At 67.7% G+C, this 18,674-nt stretch carries 15 protein-coding genes and 2 tRNA genes; 14 read left to right on the plus strand and 3 right to left on the minus strand.

Annotated features, from left to right (window positions below):
* The first annotated feature begins 100 nt into the window (after positions 1–100).
* The 14 genes from dnaA (at position 101) to ACZ50J_RS00070 (ending at position 15,084) form a co-directional block, all read left to right on the plus strand.
* Complete coding sequence (gene dnaA / locus ACZ50J_RS00005; RefSeq protein ID WP_464299233.1) at positions 101–1,534, plus strand: chromosomal replication initiator protein DnaA; 1,434 nt, start codon at positions 101–103, stop codon at positions 1,532–1,534.
* Between the two features lie 766 nt (positions 1,535–2,300).
* A complete protein-coding gene (gene dnaN, locus ACZ50J_RS00010; protein ID WP_464299234.1) occupies positions 2,301–3,431 on the plus strand; it encodes a DNA polymerase III subunit beta in 1,131 nt (376 codons plus the stop codon).
* Positions 3,432–3,506: 75 nt separating this feature from the next.
* Positions 3,507–4,418, plus strand: a complete 912-nt coding sequence (gene gnd, locus ACZ50J_RS00015) for a phosphogluconate dehydrogenase (NAD(+)-dependent, decarboxylating) (protein ID WP_464299235.1) — start codon at positions 3,507–3,509, stop codon at positions 4,416–4,418.
* Positions 4,419–4,649: 231 nt separating this feature from the next.
* Positions 4,650–5,792, plus strand: a complete 1,143-nt coding sequence (recF, locus tag ACZ50J_RS00020) for a DNA replication/repair protein RecF (protein WP_464299236.1) — start codon at positions 4,650–4,652, stop codon at positions 5,790–5,792.
* Between the two features lie 52 nt (positions 5,793–5,844).
* Complete coding sequence (locus ACZ50J_RS00025) at positions 5,845–6,420, plus strand: DciA family protein (RefSeq protein ID WP_464299237.1); 576 nt, start codon at positions 5,845–5,847, stop codon at positions 6,418–6,420.
* Positions 6,421–6,525: 105 nt separating this feature from the next.
* Positions 6,526–7,293, plus strand: coding sequence for a hypothetical protein (locus ACZ50J_RS00030; RefSeq protein ID WP_464299238.1), 768 nt, complete (start codon positions 6,526–6,528; stop codon positions 7,291–7,293).
* A gap of 283 nt (positions 7,294–7,576) precedes the next feature.
* Complete coding sequence (gene gyrB / locus ACZ50J_RS00035) at positions 7,577–9,664, plus strand: DNA topoisomerase (ATP-hydrolyzing) subunit B (protein WP_464299239.1); 2,088 nt, start codon at positions 7,577–7,579, stop codon at positions 9,662–9,664.
* A gap of 209 nt (positions 9,665–9,873) precedes the next feature.
* Entirely contained in the window at positions 9,874–12,447 is a 2,574-nt protein-coding gene (gene gyrA / locus ACZ50J_RS00040) for a DNA gyrase subunit A (RefSeq protein ID WP_464301385.1), read from the plus strand.
* Positions 12,444–13,052: a DUF3566 domain-containing protein gene (locus ACZ50J_RS00045; RefSeq protein ID WP_464299240.1), complete on the plus strand. Its 609-nt coding sequence runs from the start codon at positions 12,444–12,446 to the stop codon at positions 13,050–13,052. Before gyrA ends, ACZ50J_RS00045 begins: the two co-directional genes overlap by 4 nt.
* Before the next feature lie 106 nt (positions 13,053–13,158).
* A tRNA-Ile gene (locus ACZ50J_RS00050) sits at positions 13,159–13,235 on the plus strand.
* Between the two features lie 30 nt (positions 13,236–13,265).
* Complete coding sequence (locus ACZ50J_RS00055; RefSeq protein ID WP_464299241.1) at positions 13,266–13,400, plus strand: DLW-39 family protein; 135 nt, start codon at positions 13,266–13,268, stop codon at positions 13,398–13,400.
* A gap of 34 nt (positions 13,401–13,434) precedes the next feature.
* Positions 13,435–13,507, plus strand: a tRNA-Ala gene (locus ACZ50J_RS00060).
* Positions 13,508–13,705: 198 nt separating this feature from the next.
* Positions 13,706–14,491 (plus strand): class I SAM-dependent methyltransferase, encoded by a 786-nt coding sequence (locus tag ACZ50J_RS00065; protein WP_464299242.1) that lies wholly within the window; start codon positions 13,706–13,708, stop codon positions 14,489–14,491.
* Positions 14,492–14,544: 53 nt separating this feature from the next.
* On the plus strand, positions 14,545–15,084 hold the full coding sequence (locus ACZ50J_RS00070; RefSeq protein ID WP_464299243.1) for a YbhB/YbcL family Raf kinase inhibitor-like protein: 540 nt from the start codon (positions 14,545–14,547) through the stop codon (positions 15,082–15,084).
* Between the two features lie 27 nt (positions 15,085–15,111).
* On the opposite strand, the gene ACZ50J_RS00075 is transcribed toward ACZ50J_RS00070, so the two are convergent.
* The 3 genes from ACZ50J_RS00075 to ACZ50J_RS00085 all read right to left on the minus strand — a co-directional run bounded on the left by ACZ50J_RS00075 (position 15,112) and on the right by ACZ50J_RS00085 (position 18,601).
* Entirely contained in the window at positions 15,112–16,728 is a 1,617-nt protein-coding gene (locus ACZ50J_RS00075; RefSeq protein WP_464299244.1) for an acyl-CoA carboxylase subunit beta, read from the minus strand.
* A gap of 63 nt (positions 16,729–16,791) precedes the next feature.
* Positions 16,792–17,604 (minus strand): AfsR/SARP family transcriptional regulator, encoded by an 813-nt coding sequence (locus ACZ50J_RS00080; RefSeq protein WP_464299245.1) that lies wholly within the window; start codon positions 17,602–17,604, stop codon positions 16,792–16,794.
* A gap of 289 nt (positions 17,605–17,893) precedes the next feature.
* On the minus strand, positions 17,894–18,601 hold the full coding sequence (locus ACZ50J_RS00085) for a 4'-phosphopantetheinyl transferase family protein (RefSeq protein ID WP_464299246.1): 708 nt from the start codon (positions 18,599–18,601) through the stop codon (positions 17,894–17,896).
* Positions 18,602–18,674: the final 73 nt, after the last annotated feature.

Genomic DNA, 18,674 nt, shown 5'->3' on the forward strand with positions numbered 1-18,674 from the left:
GCCTGTGGATAACTATGTGGATGAACGGCGTAGCATGTCCGTCGGCGGCCATGTCTCGCCGAATCTGCATACTGCACACTGTCAGGGAGGACGCAGCGTTGTGAGCGATCCGGACATCGACCTCGCTCACGTTTGGCACGGCGCGATGCTGGGCATCGAGGACTCCGGCATCCCGGCGCGGGACCGCGCGTACCTGCGACTGGCCCGACTCGCCGGACTCGTCGGAGACACGGCACTGTTGGCGGTCCCCTTCCCGCAGACGAAGGTCTTCGTCGAAACCACGCTGAGCGACCCGATCTGCCGGGCGCTCGGCGAGCAGCTGAACACCGACATCCGACTCGCGGTCACGGTCGACGAGAGTCTGCAGCCGACGGACGACGACACCACCGACATCGCCCCCCGCCCGGCCGAGCCCGAGACTCCTTCCGACGTGGAGGAGGACCTCTTCACCAGCGCGGCCGCGCGGAACCGCCAGCCGGTCACGACCGAGCCGATCCAGGACGCTCGACTCAACCCGAAGTACACCTTCGACACGTTCGTCATCGGTGCCGGCAACCGGTTCGCTTGCGCCGCGGCGCAAGCGGTCGCCGAGACGCCGGCCCGGTCCTACAACCCACTCTTCGTGTATGGCGACAGCGGCCTCGGCAAGACCCACCTGTTGCACGCCATCGGCAACTACGTGCGCAACTACTACCCGCACATGCGGGTCCGCTACGTGAACTCCGAGGAGTTCACCAACGACTTCATCAACTCGATCCGCGACGACAAGGCGTCCAGCTTCCAGAAGCGCTACCGGGACAACGTCGACGTCCTGCTGATCGACGATGTGCAGTTCCTGCAGGGCAAGGACGGCACGCAGGAGGAGTTCTTCCACACGTTCAACGCGCTGCACAACAGCGAGAAGCAGATCGTGCTGACCTCCGATCAGCCGCCGAAGATGCTCTCCGGCCTCGAGGATCGGATGCGGTCCCGCTTCGAATGGGGGCTGACCACCGACGTCAAGCCGCCGGACCTCGAGACCCGCATCGCCATTCTGCGCAAGAAGGCGGTCGCCGACTCGATGCAGATGCCCGACCAGGTGCTCAGCCTGATCGCCAGCAAGGTGCCGAGCAACATCCGTGAACTGGAGGGCGCGCTGATCCGGGTGACCGCCTACGCGTCGGTCTCCAACCAGCACGTCACCGAGGAACTCGCCGGCCGCGTGCTGAAGGACCTCATGCCCAGCACCGGTTCCGGGCAGATCAGCGCCACCGCCATCATGCGGCAGACCGCGAAGTACTTCGGCCTGTCCGTCGAGGAGCTCTGTGGGTCGTCACGATCGCGGACGCTGGTCAACGCACGTCAGATCGCGATGTACCTCTGTCGAGAGCTGACCGACCTGTCCCTGCCGAAGATCGGCCAGCAGTTCGGCGGCCGCGACCACACCACGGTGATGCACGCCGATCGCAAGATCCGGCAGCTGATGGGTGAGCGAGCACACCTTTACGAGCAGATCAGCGAACTCACCACCCAGATCCGCCGCGCGACCGCCTGAGCGCCGTCGGCGCGTCCCCTTCCACACCGATTTCCACAGCTTCTGTGGAAATCGGTGTTCGTATGTCGCCCCTCAATTCCGTGACGGCAGCTCGCTGATCGTGCGACGCAGCACTTCGGGACATGTCGCACGCCGACCCCACAACGGTCGATTCTCCACAGCCTGTGGATAAAGGTGTGGGCAGACGGTCGGATGTGACGGGTGTGGTGACTGTCGTCATCCACATCGACCAGTGGGCGAAGCACCGCAATCTGTGCATAACTGCCCGTCGACCGCAGCACCCGACTGCGCACAACCTGTGGACAGATTCCGCCGTCCACCGTTGGCCATAGTTATCCACAGGCGCATGCCCAGGTCCGTCCACATCCCGAACCCGCCGTACGACGCCACTCACGACGGTTCTCCACAGAATCCACAGCAGTTACTACGACTACTTCCCGGAGAAAGATGGCGTTTTCGCCATTGCCGACTGGGGATCTCGTGTGGCATCCCAGCTCGAACCACGGTGGCGGCTCACGGCAGCGGGAGACTAGGGTCATCCTGCGCGCGCCGGTGTCGCTGCAGTCCACTGCCAGCGAGACGATCAATGGCGTGCCGAACACCCGCATCACCTCGCCGGGTATGACGTGCCGTCATACTTTGGCGAGCACCTCGAGTCTTTGTGCACACCGGCACAGGAGGACGTGCGATGCGTCGTACGACGCGCAGCTGCGCTGCCGCTCGTCGCGCCGTGTCGCAGGGCTCCCAGAACAAGGATGGTTAGTACGTGAAGCTCATCGTCGATCGCGATGTCCTGGCCGAAGCTGTGACCTGGGCCGTGCGCGGCCTGTCCAACCGGCCGCCCGTGCCAGTCCTCGCCGGTGTGCTGCTCGATGCGAGCACCGACGGACTCACACTGAGCGCCTTCGACTACGAGGTGTCCGCGAAGGTCACCGTCGATGCCCAGGTCGACGAGCCCGGCCAGGTGCTCGTGCTGGGCCGGCTGCTCGCGGAGATATCCCGGTCGCTGCCGAACAAGCCGGTCTCCATCACCGCCGACGAGCACAAGGTCGAGCTCACCTGCGGGTCCAGCCGCTTCTCGTTGCAGCAGATGCCGACCGCCGACTACCCGACCCTGCCCACCGCGCCCGAGCCCACCGGTGCGATCTCCGGTGACGTCTTCACCCAGGCCGTCTCGCAGGTGGCGATCGCCGCGGACCGCAGTGACACGCTGCCGATCCTGACCGGTGTCCGCCTGCAGATCGACGGCGACAAGGTGAGCCTGCTGGCCACCGACCGGTACCGCCTGGCCCTGCGCGAGCTCAGCTGGAACCCCACCGACGCGAGCGCCGAGCAGACCGCGCTCATCCCGGCCCGCACCCTGCTGGACACCGCCAAGGCGCTCGGTGCCTCCGGCTCCGTCCAGCTCGCCCTCGGCTCGGCCGCCGGCGGCGACGGGCTCGTCGGATTCGAGGCCGGCCAGCGACGCGCCACCACCCGTCTGCTCGACGGCGAATACCCGAAGGTCTCCTCGATCTTCCCCACCAGCGTCGACTCCGTCGCGGTCATCGAGACCGCCGCGCTGACCGAGGCCGTGAAGCGTGTATCGCTCGTCGCAGAGCGCAATACCCCTGTGCGACTTCGGTTCTCGGAGGGTCAGGTCGCGATCGAGGCCGGCCAGGGCGACGATGCGCAGGCCTCCGAGGCGGTCGAGGCGACACTCACCGGACCAGCCATCGAGATCGCGTTCAACCCGCAGTTCCTGCTCGACGGACTCGGCGCGCTCGGCACCCAGTTCGCTCGCATGTCGTTCACCCAGCCCAAGAGCCCGGCCGTGTTGTCGGGACAGCCCGAGGCCGACGGTGACGCCGACGAGTCCTACCGCTACGTCCTGATGCCGGTCCGTTTCGCGAGCTGACCGGGGGACGACCGTCCCCACGCATCCGGAGTAGCGTCAGAGCGAATCACGACATACACGAACGAAAGGCGCGGCATGCAACTCGGTTTGATCGGCCTGGGCAAGATGGGCGGCAACATGCGCGACCGCCTCAAAGCCGCAGGTCACGACGTCGTCGGCTACGACACCAACCCGGACATCTCCGATGTCAAGGACCTGAAAGAGCTGGTCAGCAAGCTCGACGCCCCCCGCAACGTGTGGGTGATGGTGCCGGCGGGCAAGGTGACCCAGTCGGTCATCGACGAGTTGAAGGGTCTGCTCGACAAGGGCGACCTGATCGTCGACGGTGGCAACAGCAAGTTCACCGATGACGCCAAGCACGAGGCCGAGCTCGCCGAGCAGGGCATCGAATTCGCCGAATGCGGCGTCTCCGGTGGTGTGTGGGGCAAGGACAACGGCTACGGCCTGATGGCCGGCGGCAGCAAGGCCAACATCGACCGCTTGATGCCGATCTTCGACGCGCTGCGCCCCGAGGGCCCGCGCGAGGAGGGCTTCGTGCACGCCGGCGACGTCGGCGCCGGGCACTACGTGAAGATGGTCCACAACGGCATCGAGTACGGCATGATGCAGGCCTACGCCGAGGGCTACGAACTGCTCGAGGCCAAGGAGATCGTCAAGGACGTCCCCGCCGCCTTCAAGGCGTGGACCCGCGGCACCGTCGTCCGCTCCTGGCTGCAGGAACTGACTGCCGATGCACTCGAGAAGGACCCCGGCCTCACCCAGATCGAGGGCTTCGTCAACGACTCCGGCGAGGGCCGGTGGACCGTTCAGGAGGGCGTCGAGTACGGCGTCCCGATGCCGGTCATCACCGCTTCGCTCTTCCAGCGGTTCTTCTCCCGCCAGGGCACCGAGTCCCCCGCCATGAAGGCCGTCGCCGCCATGCGCAACGAGTTCGGTGGGCACGCCGTCACCAAGAAGGGTGAGAAGGGCGTCGTCACCGACCACTGAATCCTTTGGCTTCGACTCCTCGCAAACACGGGGGCGGGCTACACCGAGCGAGCTCGGGTAGCCCGCCCCCGTGTTTGGTCGTCGTCGTATCCGCGGGCGTCCGCTTGTCGTGCGCTTGGCTTGTCGTGGCCGGTCGCCGGGGACTTGTCGTCCGGCTGACTGATCCAGGCCCCGTTCCGCATGCGCTCGGTCGTCGTCTCGCGTGGCGATTGCCCACCTAGACTCAGGCGTGTGTTCGTGCGGCATCTGACTCTGAAGGACTTCCGGTCCTACGAGTCCGCCGACCTCGAATTCACCGACGGAGTCAGCACATTCGTCGGTCTCAACGGGCAGGGCAAGACGAATGTCGTGGAAGCGATCGGCTACCTGGCGTCCTTGTCCTCGCACCGGGTCGCGCAGGACGCGCCGCTGGTCCGGGCCGGCACCGACCAGGCCATCGTGCGCGGCGCGGTCGTCCACGACGGTCGCGAGAAACAGATCGAGTTGGAGATCAACCCGGGCAAGGCCAACCGTGCCCGGCTCGGCAAATCGCCGGTGACCCGGCCGCGCGACGTCCTCGGCACGCTGCGCACGGTGCTCTTCGCCCCCGAGGACCTGGCGCTCGTCAAGGGCGACCCGAGTGAACGACGACGCTTCCTGGACGACCTGCTCGTGGCGCGGCAACCACGCTGGGCCGGCGCACGCGCGGACTACGACAAGATCCTCAAGCAACGCAATGCACTGCTGAAGACGGCCCGGACCGCTCCGGACCGGGCCGCAGCGCTCGCGACCCTCCCGGTCTGGGACAGTCACCTCTCCGCCGTGGGTGCCAACCTGGTCTACGCGCGACTGCGACTGTTGCGTGACCTGCAGCCGTACCTGCGGCTGGCGTACGACGAGGTCAGCGCCGGCCAGTCTGACGCGAAGGTCACCTACAAGAGCTCCCTGTATGACGAACTGGCCGACCAGCTCGCCGCCGGCGAGGTCCCCGACGTGGCCGACCTCGAGGCGGGCTTCGCCAAGAGCTTCGAGCAGCAGCACCGCGCAGAGGTCGAGCGCGGCCAGACCCTGGTCGGTCCGCACCGCGACGAGATGGTGCTGCGCCTGGGCACTCTCCCGGCGAAGGGCTACGCGAGCCACGGCGAGTCCTGGTCGTTCGCGCTGGCGCTGCGGATCGCCGCGTTCCAGCTGCTGCGGCACGACCTGGGCACCGATCCGGTGCTGGTGCTCGACGACGTCTTCGCCGAGCTGGACGCCGGACGGCGGCGCCGGCTGGCGCTGATGGTCGCCGACTGCGAGCAGGTACTGATCACCGCAGCGGTCGACGACGACGTACCGGACTCACTCACCGGCAAGCAGTTCAGCGTCACGCTCGGGCGGGTCGAGCCGACATGACCTCCTCACGAACTGTCGCCTGCCCTCCGGCGTCGTCCCACCCGGAGCGCGGATGAGCGACGAGACACCGGACCCGGAGACGCCGGACCCCGAGCCTGCGGACGCGTTGCCGGACCCGGCCGACGAGATCGACCCGATCGATGCCGTGCGGGACGCCATACGGCGGGCGCGAGTTTCGGCGCGGGAGAAGGGTTTTCGACCCGGAGCACCGGCGCAACGACGGCCCCGCAAGGCGGGCGACCTGGGCACCCGACGAGCGCGCGACGACGGCCGTGACCCGGCGATGATCGGAGACCAGCTCGACCGGTTGCTGTCCGACCGCGGCTGGCAGGTGGACGTCGCGGCGGGATCGGTCATGGGCCGGTGGGACGAGATCGTCGGTGCGGCGGTCGCGGCACACGCGCGGCCGGTTTCGTTCACCGACGGCGAACTGACGGTGCGGGCCGACTCGACCGCCTGGACCACCCAGCTGCGTTTGCTGACCTCCACCCTGCTCGGCAACTTCGAGCAGGCCGTCGGTGCCGATGTGGTGCAGTCGCTACGGATCGTCGGTCCGAACGCCCCGAGCTGGAAGAAGGGCCCGCGCACCGTCCGGGACGGCCGCGGACCACGTGACACCTACGGGTGATCGATTTCGCCCGGTGAGCATTTGGCCGCAGCCCGCCCTGCCCACGTACAGTGGGGCGAGTTTTTGCACAGCCATCGACCCCAACCGGCAGGAAGCAGTTCAAACGTGAGTCATGACCAACCAGGTCAGGGCGACCCGAGCGGGGGCCGGGACGAGTTCGACCATTTCTTCAGCGACCGCAACGGATCCACCTCCTCGCCGCGGGACCCGGACACCACTGCCTGGGCCGACCCGGCCGAGGCCGATGCGGACCGCACCCAGGCGACCGGCCACGCGCCGTACGTGCGCCCGCCGCAGCCGCAGCAGTACGACGAGTACGCCCCTGCGGAGCAGACCGGTTACTACCAGCCGGCGGCCTACTACGAGGAGCCGCCGCAGCGGCGCGGCGCCATCTGGGCACCGGTCGCAGTGATCGTCGCCTCGCTGGCCATCGTCGCCGTGGTGATCGCGATCATCCTGAACAACTCCAGCGGCAAGATGTCGGGTGGCGCCTTCACACCGACCCAGACGGTCACCCAGACCTCGTCTCCGCAGTCGTCGCAGTCCTCGGGGTCCTCCTCGGCGCGGAGTTCGAGTTCCAGCCCGTCCTCGTCGGCGAGCAGTTCGAGCTCGTCGAAGCCGGCCTCGAAACTGCCCTCCTCGGCGTCGGCCTGCCCGGGGACCGACTCCTACGGGACCGGCCCGAAGACGACCTGCAGCTTCGCCGGTGTCGTCTCGACGCTCTACAACGCGAAGAAGCACAAGGACGGCAGTGCGTCCTTCCGTGCCAAGTCGCCGGCGACGCACGACAATTACAAGGTCAGCTGTCAGTCGGGCTCCTACGTCACCTGCACCACCGAGACCGGAGCGGTCATCTACATCCTGAGCAAGTGACGGATGCGCGAACGAGTCACCAACGCGTCGTGGACGCGCTGACGGGCCGGGTCAGGTGTAGGGAGTCGCGATGCGGTCGGTTCGACCGCCACATTGCCGTTCACGGCACGGCAACAGTGTTTCTGCGGACCGGACAAGGTATGCTAAGAGGCAGATTCTGAGCACCTGATGGTGACGTGTGCGGCTCGCCTCCCGGCGGGCCGCAGGTGTGCCCGGCTCAGCTTCCATTGGCGTCCCATCGACGTCCACTCCGCGTCACCTCCGCACCACCTCGAGGAGCACTGTGTCCGACACCGCTGCGCAGCAATCACCTGACGAGCAGAACCCGGCGACCCCGCCGGCAGTGCAGGACAACGGCGGTTCGACATACGGTGCCGACGACATCCAGGTGCTCGAGGGCCTGGAGGCGGTCCGCAAGCGGCCCGGCATGTACATCGGGTCGACCGGTTCACGCGGTCTGCATCACCTGATCTGGGAGATCGTCGACAACGCGGTGGACGAGGCGATGGCCGGCTACGGCGATCACGCCGAGGTCACCCTCCTCGCCGACGGCGGTGTGCGCGTCAAGGACCACGCCCGCGGCATACCCGTCGAGATCAACAAGGCGTATGGCGTCTCCACCGTCGAGCTGGTGCTCACCCAGCTGCACGCCGGTGGCAAGTTCGGTGGCGGCGCCTACAAGGTGTCCGGCGGTCTGCACGGTGTCGGGTCCTCGGTGGTCAACGCGCTGTCGACCAAGCTGACCGCGGAGGTCCGCCAGGACGGCAAGATCCACTACATGGAGTTCGACCACGGCGAGCCGCAGGGCGCGCTGGAGGTCGTCGGCGAGACCGACAAGGACGACACCGGCACCACGATCACCTTCTGGGCCGACCCGGAGATCTTCGACACGGTCGACTACGACTTCGAGACGATCCGGGCCCGTTTCCAGCAGTACGCCTTCCTGAACAAGGGCCTGGCGATCACGCTGACCGACGAGCGGGTCCAGCAGATCGACGAGGGTGCCGAGGAGGAGGCACTCGCCGGCGCCACCGCCCAGGACGAGGTCGAGGACGCGTCGGGCAAAGCCAAGACCGTCACCTACCGGTATGACGACGGGCTCATCGACTACGTCAAGCACCTCAACGCCTCCAAGCGCAGCGAGCCGGTGCACGACGACATCATCGCCTTCGAGCACGAGGACGCCGACCGTCTGCTGTCGGTCGAGATCGCGATGCAGTGGACCACGGCATACAGCGAGTCGGTGCACACCTACGCCAACGCGATCAACACGCACGAGGGCGGCACCCACGAGGAGGGCTTCCGCACCGCGATGACCTCGCTGGTCAACAACTTCGCGCGAACCCAGAAGCTGCTCAAGGAGAAGGACGACAACCTCACCGGCGACGACATCCGCGAGGGTCTGACCGCCGTCGTGTCGGTCAAGCTCGGCGAGCCACAGTTCGAGGGCCAGACCAAGACCAAACTCGGCAACTCCGAGGTCAAGGGATTCGTGCAGAGCGCGGTCCGTGACGAGTTCGAGCACTGGCTGGCCCAGCACCCGCGCGAGGGCCAGGCGATCGTCCGCAAGTCGATCCAGTCGGCGGCCGCCCGGATGGCGGCGCGCAAGGCGCGCGAGGCGACCCGACGCAAGGGTCTGCTGGACTCCGCGGCGATGCCCGGCAAGCTCAAGGACTGCCAGAGCAACGACCCGACCGTCTCCGAGGTGTTCATCGTCGAGGGTGACTCGGCCGGCGGCTCCGCGGTCCAGGGACGCAACCCGTTCAACCAGGCGATCCTGCCGATCCGCGGCAAGATCCTGAATGTCGAGAAGGCACGCATCGACAAGGTGCTGGCCAACAACGAGGTGCAGTCGCTGATCTCGGCGTTCGGCACCGGTTTCGGTGAAGAGTTCGACATCGAGAAGGCGCGCTATCACAAGATCGTGCTGATGGCCGATGCCGACGTCGACGGCATGCACATCCGCACGCTGCTGCTGACCCTGCTGTTCCGCTTCATGCGTCCGCTGATCGAGGCCGGCTACGTCTACCTCGCGCAGCCACCGCTCTACCGGATCAAGTGGAGCAACCGCGACCACGAGTTCGCGTTCTCCGACAAGGAGCGCGACGGGCTGTTGAAGATCGGCCAGGAGAACGGCGGCCGGCTGCCCAAGGAGAACCCCTACCAGCGGTACAAGGGTCTCGGCGAGATGAACTACCAGGAGCTGTGGGAGACCACCATGGATCCCGACCACCGGACCCTGCTGCAGGTGACCCTGGACGACGCGGCCGCCGCCGACGAGATCTTCGCGGTGCTGATGGGTGAGGACGTGGAGAGCCGGCGTGGGTTCATCCAGCGCAACGCCAAGGATGTTCGTTTCCTCGACATCTGATCCCCCTGCGGATCGAGTAGCGACGAAGGAGCGTATCGAGATCCTGGTTTCGATACGGGCTCGTACCTCGCCCTACTCAACCCGCTTCGACTTCTGAACTGCAGTGAGAATGAAGGAAATTCATGACTGACGACACGACGCCTCCGGGTGGTCCCACCGACGGCGACGGGCCGCGTTCGAACGTCGACCCGATCGACCTCAACACGGAGATGCAGCGCAGCTACATCGACTACGCGATGGCGGTCATCGTCAGCCGAGCGCTGCCGGACGTGCGCGACGGCATGAAGCCGGTGCACCGTCGCATCGTCTACGCGATGTTCGACGGCGGCTACCGCCCGGACCGCGGCTACAACAAGTGCAGCCGGGTCGTCGGTGACGTCATGGGTCAGTACCACCCGCACGGCGACAGCGCGATCTACGACGCGATGGTCCGCCTCGTGCAGCCGTGGTCGATGCGTTATCCGCTGGTCGACGGGCAGGGCAACTTCGGCTCGCCCGGCAACGACGGTGCGGCCGCACCCCGATACACCGAGTGCCGGATGGCGCCGCTGGCCATGGAGCTGGTGCGCGACATCGAGAAGGAAACCGTCGACTTCGAGCCGAACTACGACGGCAAGACCATGCAGCCGACGGTGCTGCCGGCGCGCTTCCCGAACCTCCTGGTCAACGGCGCCTCCGGCATCGCGGTCGGTATGGCGACGCAGATCCCGCCGCACAACCTGCGCGAGGTCGCCGCGGGTGCCCAGTGGCTGCTGGAGCACCCGGAGTGCCCGCGTGAGGAGCTGCTGGAGAAGCTGCTCGAGATCATCCCCGGCCCGGACTTCCCGACCGGCGCGCTGATCATGGGTCGCAAGGGCATCGAGGACGCCTACCGCACCGGTCGCGGGTCGATCGTCATGCGTGCGGTCGTCAACGTCGAGGAGATCCAGGGCCGGCAGTGCCTGGTCGTCACCGAGCTGCCCTACCAGGTCAACCCGGACGCCCTCGCGGAGAAGATCGCCACCCTGGTGCGGGACGGCCGCATCGCGGGCATCGCCGACCTGCGCGACGAGACGTCCGGTCGCACCGGCCAGCGGCTGGTGATCGTGCTGAAGCGCGACGCCGTTGCCAAGGTCGTCCTGAACAACCTCTACAAGCACACCCAGCTGCAGCAGAGCTTCGGCGCCAACATGCTGGCGCTGGTCGACGGCGTGCCGCGCACGCTGCCGATCTCGGCATTCATCCGCTATTGGGTCGAGCACCAACTCGACGTCATCCAGCGCCGGACGACCTACCTGCTGCGCCGGGCCGAGGAACAGATCCACATCCTGCGCGGCTACCTCAAGGCGCTCGACGCGCTCGACGAGGTCATCGCGCTGATCCGGCGCAGCCCGTCGGCGGACGAGGCGCGTGGCGGCCTGATGTCGTTGCTGGACGTCGACGAGATCCAGGCGACCGCGATCCTCAACCTGCAGTTGCGCCGACTGGCCGCCCTCGAGCGTCAGAACATCGTCGACGAGCACGACAAGTTGCAGCGCGAGATCGAGGACTACCGGGACATCCTGGCCAAGCCGGAGCGGCAGCGGCAGATCGTCGGCGACGAGCTCAACGGCATCGTCGAGCGGTATGGCGACGACCGCCGCACCCAGATCGTGCCGTTCGACGGGGACATGTCCATGGAGGACCTGATCCCCGAGGAGGACGTCGTCGTCACGATCACCCGTGGCGGTTACGCCAAGCGCACCAAGACCAGCGAATACCGGTCGCAGCGGCGCGGCGGCAAGGGCGTGCGCGGTGCCAACCTGCGCGGTGACGACGTGGTGTCGCACTTCTTCACCACCACGACGCACCAGTGGCTGCTGTTCTTCACCAACGCCGGTCGCGTCTACCGGGCCAAGGCCTACGAGCTGCCGGAGGGCAGCCGGGACGCCAAGGGGCAGCACGTCGCCAACCTGCTGGCCTTCCAGCCGGACGAGCAGATCGCCCAGGTCATGGCGTTGCGCGACTACGACGCTGCGCCATACCTGCTGCTGGCGACGAAGCGCGGCCTGGTGAAGAAGACCAAGCTGACCGACTACGACTCGCCGCGCAGCGGCGGTCTGATCGCGGTCAACCTGCGCGACGGTGACGAACTCGTGGGAGCCGGTCTGGCCAGCTCCGACGACGATGTGCTGCTGGTCTCCCGCAAGGGTCAGTCCGTGCGCTTCCACGCGACCGACGACACGCTGCGCCCGATGGGCCGCTCGACCTCCGGTGTGACCGGCATGAAGTTCCGCGACGGCGACGAGCTGCTGTCGATGAACATCGTCGCCGAGGGCACCGACCCGGACGTCTTCGTCGTCTTCGAGAACGGCCTGGCCAAGCGCACCGCCGCCTCGGACTACCCGGTCAAGGGCCGGGCGACGCTGGGCGTGAAGGTCGCCTCGATCTCCGATCGTGGCGGCGACCTGGTGGGCGCGCTGACGGTCGACGAGACCGACGAGGTGCTCGTGGTGATGGAGAAGGGCAAGATCGTCCGCTCCCCCGTCATCGAGGTACGACGCACCGGCCGGTCCACCCAGGGCGTGCAGTTCGCGACCCCGGACAAGAAGGACTCGATCGTGGCGGTTGCGCGGAACGCCGAACGCGAAGTCGAAGAGGATCAGGATGATGGCGTACCGTCGGGCGAGTCGTCGACTGACGCACTGACCGACGACACGGACGCCGAGGCCCCGGTTCTCGACCAGCCGGTCGAGGGCCAGCCGGCCGACAGCGACCAGACTGGAAACGACCAGACTCCGGACGAGCCGGGAGACGATGAGTGAGCACTGACGGATCCGACGCCAACAAGGGCGCCGGGACGACCGCGACCGATGCCGGTGGTGCGGTCCGTCTTCCGGGCGCCGCCGCCGGCGGCAAGAAGCGCACGACACCGCCACGGCCGGCGCCCAGGGCCGGTGCCAAGGGCGGCACGGCCGGCGCGAAGGGTCGGCCGGTTTCGTCCGGCCAGCGACGCCCCGCTCCGCGGACCGGTGGCGCACCGGGCCGACGGCCCGGCGGCCGCAGCACCCCGCGCCGGGTGCGCCTGACGCTGTCCCGGGTCGATCCCTGGTCGGTCATGAAGATCGCCTTCCTGCTGTCCGTGGCGATCGGCATCGCCATGGTCGTGATGATCGCGATGCTGTGGATCGTGTTGCAGGGCATGGGCGTCTGGGACAACGTCAACGAGTTGCTGCGCACGCTCGAGACCAGCGGCAAGACGTTCGACATCATGGACTACGTCGGCTTCGGTCGGGTCGTGTCGCTGTCGGTCGTCATCGCCGTCGTCGACGTGCTGCTGATGACCGCACTGGCCACCCTCGGAGCGTTCCTCTACAACATCTGCTCCTCGCTCGTCGGCGGCGTGCAGATGACACTGTCCGACGAGTAGCCGCACGTGGCAGGCGCCATACTCCCTCGTTTTGGTGCTGCCCGCATTGGTGAGATAGTCTCGTCCGGCGCCTGCGGCATTCTGCTGCAGCCGCCGGACGGTGCACGGGCCTATAGCTCAGTCGGTTAGAGCGCTTCCCTGATAAGGAAGAGGTCACAGGTTCAAGTCCTGTTAGGCCCACCACCCGCCGTCCCGCAGTCGATCGGAGCAAACATGTTGAAGAAGCTCGTCCTGCTGGTCGGTCTCGCCGGCGCGGCCGTCGTGGCCAAGCAGAAGCTCGCCCAGAAGAACGACTCCAAGGACTTGTGGGCGCAGGCCGCCGACAAGCCGGCCGACACCAACAAGTGATCTGATCGGCCGCCCGCCGGCGGCCCTCAGCTCCGGGGACTTAGCTCAGCTGGTAGAGCACCGCCTTTGCAAGGCGGGGGTCAGGGGTTCGAGCCCCCTAGTCTCCACGTGAAGCGACCCAAGGTTCTTGGGTCGCTTTTTGCATGCCTGACGGCCGCCCGCCAACGCACCGCACCGGCCGGCCGTTGACCACCGAAATGCACCGCGCGTACTTTTGATGCGCGAGCCGGTCGACGGGCCCACCCGGATCCGGGCACGACTCACGACGCGTCGGCACCGGCCGGACGCCGAGGAGGTGCCTGCTGATGAGTGACCCCGGGGCTCCGAGTGCCTTCCACGTGAGCGGCACCTCGTATGACGACTTCATGGGCAGATACTCCAGCCTGCTGGCGCCCCGATTCGCCGACTTCGCACTACCCCGCTCGGACGCCCGCTTCCTGGACGTCGGGTGCGGCCCGGGCGCGCTCACCGCGGTCGCGGCGGCCCGGCTCGGCGCCGACCGGGTGGCCGCTGTCGATCCATCCCCCGAGTTCGTCAGCGCCTGTGGGCAGCGCTGTCCAGGTGCGGATGTGCGGCGTGCACCAGCTGAAGACCTGCCATTCGCGGACGCTGAATTCGATGCTGCCGCAGCGCAGTTGGTCTTCCACTTCGTCACCGACCCCATGCGTGCGGTCGCAGAGATGCGGCGGGTCGTGCGGTCGACGGGCACCGTGGCGGCGGCCGTGTGGGACTCCTCGGACGGAATGCAGCTCCTGCGTTCGTTCTGGGATGCCGTGGCGTCGGTCGACCCCGAGACTCCGTCGGAGACGCTGCGCTTCGGCGCGCCGGGTGAACTCACCGCGCTCTTCCTCGAGTCCGGACTCGGTGACGCCGAAGAGGCCAGTGTGGAAGTGGCTTCGACATACGACGGCTTCGACCAGCTGTGGAACACCTTGCTGGCCGGTGTCGGGCCGGCCGGCGCCTACACGGTCCGGCAGCCCGCACCGCAACGTGCCCGACTCCGTGCGGCCCTGCACCACCGGTTGGGCGAGCCGGACGGTCCGTTCACGCTGACGGCCGTTGCCCGCATGACGCGCGCTTACGTCCCGTGACGTCGCGAGAATTCGTATGACGCCTGCCGAGTGCCGCTGCTAGCGTCCGCATCATGAACCTCGACCGGCCGCTTGCGCCGAATCCCTATGACCTGCACCCCGCACCGGCCGACTTCACCGTCACCAGTGACGACCTGACCGAGGCCGCCGCGATGCCCCTGGAGAACGTCGCGGACGGGGCCGGTGGCCAGAACCGCAGTCCGCACCTGTCCTGGTCGGGCGCACCGGCGGAGACCAAGAGTTATGTGGTCACCTGCTTCGACCCGGATGCACCGACGGTCAGCGGGTTCTGGCACTGGATCGCGGGCGACATACCGGCGACCGTCACCGAACTGGCGGCCGGTGCGGGTGCGGCCGGTGGCGCCGCACTGCCGGACGGCGCGGTCCAGTTGCGCAACGACGGTGGATCCGACGGTTACATGGGTGCGGCGCCGCCTCCCGGCGATCGCGAGCACCGCTACATCTTCGCGGTGCACGCGCTGAGCGAGGCCGACCTCGAGCTGGCGGCCGACGACCCGGCAGCCGGCGTCAGCTTCGCGACCCTCGACAGTGAGCTGGCGCGTGCGACGTTGACCGTCACCTATCAGCGCTGACCCACTGCGCACCGCCCGGCGGAACCGTCACGCCGGGTGGTTGCCGTGGCGTCGCTGTCGAACGTCGACCTGCTTGTGCACCAGGGTGGAGATCGCCTCGCACAACACCGCGCGGGTCTCGCCGGGATCGATCACGTCGTCGACGAGTCCGCGCTCGGCCGCGTAGTACGGGTGCATCAGCTCGTCGCGGTAGCGCCCGATGTAGCGGGCCTCCTCCGCCTCTGGATCGGGCGCGGCCGCGATGTCCCGCCGGAAGACGACACGCGCGGCACCCTCCGCGCCCATCACGGCGATCTCGTTGATCGGCCAGGCATACGAGAGGTCGCACCCGATCGAGCGTGAGTCCATGACGATGTAGGCGCCGCCGTACGCCTTGCGCATCACGACCTGGATGCGGGGCACGGTGGCATTGCAGTAGGCATAGAGGAGTTTGGCGCCGTGCCGGATGATGCCGGCATGTTCCTGGCCGACACCCGGCAGGAATCCTGGCACGTCGACCAGCGTCACCAGCGGTATGCCGAAGGTGTCGCACATCGTGACGAAGCGCGCCGCCTTCTCCGAAGCGGAGATGTCCAGGGCACCGGCGAGCACCATCGGCTGATTGGCCACGATTCCCACGACGTGGCCGCCGATGCGACCGAGCGCACAGACGACGTTGCGGGCCCAGTGTTCGTGGACCTCGATGTAGTCCTCGTCATCGACGAGTGCGGACACGACCGCCGTGACGTCGTACGGGACCTTCGGGTCGGCCGGCACGAACGTGGTCAGTTCGTCGACCGACCGGTCGAGCGGGTCGATGCGTCCCTCGTCGTACGGCGGGGCCTCGTGATTGTTGGCGGGCAGCAGGGACAGGACGTAGCGGACGTCGGAGAAGCACGCCTCCTCGTCCTGGTGGATGAAGTGAGCGACGCCGGACACGGTCGCGTGCACGTCGGCACCGCCGAGTTCGTTCATCGTGACCTGCTCACCGGTGACGGTCCGGACGACGTCGGGACCGGTCACGAACATCTGGGAGACATCGGCGACGCTGAAGACGAGATCGGTCAGTGCCGGTGAGTATGCCGCGCCGCCGGCACACGGCCCGACCATCACACTGATCTGCGGTATGACGCCGGACGCGGCGACGTGACGGCGGAAGATCTCGCCATACCCGGCGAGCGCCGTGACACCTTCCTGGATGCGGGCTCCCGCACCGTCGTTGATGCCGACGACCGGGCAGCCGGATCGGGTGGCCAGGTCGAGCACCTTGCAGATCTTCTGGGCGTGCGCCTCACCGAGCGCGCCGCCGAAGATCCGGAAGTCATGGGCGTAGACGAACACCTTGCGCCCGTGCACCAGTCCCCACCCGGTGATCACGCCGTCGGTGGCCGGCCGCCGGTTCTCCAGTCCGAAGCCGGTCGCACGGTGTCGTCGGAAGCGTTCGATCTCGTGGAAGGTCCCCTCATCCACGAGCAGCTCGATGCGTTCGCGCGCGGTCAGCTTTCCCTTCGCGTGCTGCCGCTCCGTCGCGTCCTTGCCCGGCCCGTCGGCGATGCTCGCGCGCAGCCGGTGCAGCTCGGCCGTTCGTTCGGCCAGTGTCGGGCCGGCCGGCTCGACGAGGCACGCCTCGAGCGCGACGAGGGTGCGATCACTGATCTCGGTCATCGCTGCGCAGTCCTTCGGGTCGAACGATCGATGGTGGTGGGTTCGCGGTGGGTTCGCGGTGGTTCAGGCGACCGCGGGCACGACGCTGAGCGAGTTCAGCGCGCTCTGTCGGCGCAGCAGCTTCGGGTCGTGGGTGAGGATCGCCTGGTGCATGTGCCGCAGGCGCAGGCTCGGTTCGACGCCGAGTTCGTGGCGCAGGCGGTTGCGAACCCGGCGGAAGACGTCGAGTGCCTCGGTCTGTCGGCCGTCCAGGTAGAGCGCCACCATCAGCAGCTCGTTGAGGTGTTCGCGTTCCTGATGGATCTCGACCAGGTGGCTCAGATCGCAGATGGCGGACCGCAGCTCGCCCGCGGACAGCCGCATACCGGCCAGCAGCTCCAGCGCCGTCGTGCGGTGCTCCTCCAGCCGCACCCGCTCGGCACGCAGCTCCGGTGCGTCCGCGACACCGTCGAGGGCCGGACCGCGCCATACCTGCACGGCACTGGTGATCATCCGGGCGCCGCGCGCCGGGTCGGACTGGCCGATCGCCTCGGCGGTGCTGATCGCCGCCGTGAAGTCGAACGCGTCGACGTCGGCCGCGCAGATGTCGAGCAGGTAGCCCCCGTCGACCGTGCGCAGCAACTGGTCCTCCCGGCCGGCATCACCCATGCCGGCGCGCAGCGCGCGGCGCAGTCGGGTGACCGTCGCCTGCAGGGCATTGCGCGCGTTCGCCAGCTCGCTCTCCGGCCACAGTTGGTCGATGAGTCGCTCGGTGCTGACGGCGCGTCCCGGAGCGAGGGCCAGCAGGGCGAGCAAGGTGCGCGCCTGGCGGGACATCACCGGCACCGTCTTGCCGTCGTGGTGGATCTCGACCCACCCGAGGAGTTTGATCTCCATCGTCATTCCTTCGCTTGAGTGTGGTGGCCGTTCCGTCGTGTTCGCCACCGCTGATGGGTCAACTATGGGTGCCGCTCGACGCGAAACGAAGCAGATCTCGCGGGGCAGAAGCTGACATGGCAGCGTGTTCAGGGCGCCTCGCGGGAGGCTTCCGACGTGCTCGAGAACGCACGAAACCCCTGGTCAGAGGCCTGACCAGGGGTCACCCCCGTGCGTACCGAAATGTTGTGCCCGACACCGGCCGGCGGGGGTTGTGCCGCCCGGTGCCGGGTGTTTCAGGGCCCGCTGGTCAACATGCGGCGGCGAGCTCGGGAGCGTTCGCGCGTATGTCGGACAGCTCGGCACCGACCCAGTGCAGGTCGAGCGTGATCATCCGCGTGTCGACGACGGCGACCGCTCCGCGCGATCGGGCATCGACCGCGGCCAACGCCTCCTGCGGCACGTCACGGCATGCCACATGACCGGGGTCGAGACCGTCCGGGACCGAATCCGGATTCCAGGACAGCAGTTGCGCCGGCCGCCCGGCCGGGGACACCCGCAGATGCCGCATCGGGACCGACAGGCCGACCTTGGCCGCCTTGAGGATCGCCTCCTTGCGCACCCACCGCGTGAGCAGCGCGTGATGCCGATCGTCGGCGGCCTCGTCCTCGGCATACTCCTGCTCACCGCACAGCAGCGGTTTGATCCGGTCGATGGTCGCCAGATCGGCCACCTCGACGTCGATGCCGACCGGACGGTCTCCGGGGACGATCGCCACCGCGACCAGGTCTCCGCTGTGCGACACCGACAGCGACCAGGCGTCGGCGTGGGGACCGGCGGCCGAGAGCGGCCCGTGGTCGACGCCTGCACAGTCCGGACAGCGGCGGGCGATGTCGGCCTCGGCGTCATACGTGCGGTGCCGCAGGGCGAAGCGGGCCAAGGTCGCACCCGTGGTGAAACGCTGTCGATCCTCTTCCTGCTGGTACCTGTTGCGGCGCACCAGTTCGGTTGCGCTCAAACAGGATTCGTGGGCGCTCTCGCGGTGAGCCAGCCAGACGTGGGCGTTCATGAGGTTCCTCTCCTCTCCGACG

The organism is Flexivirga sp. G2 (assembly GCF_055397625.1).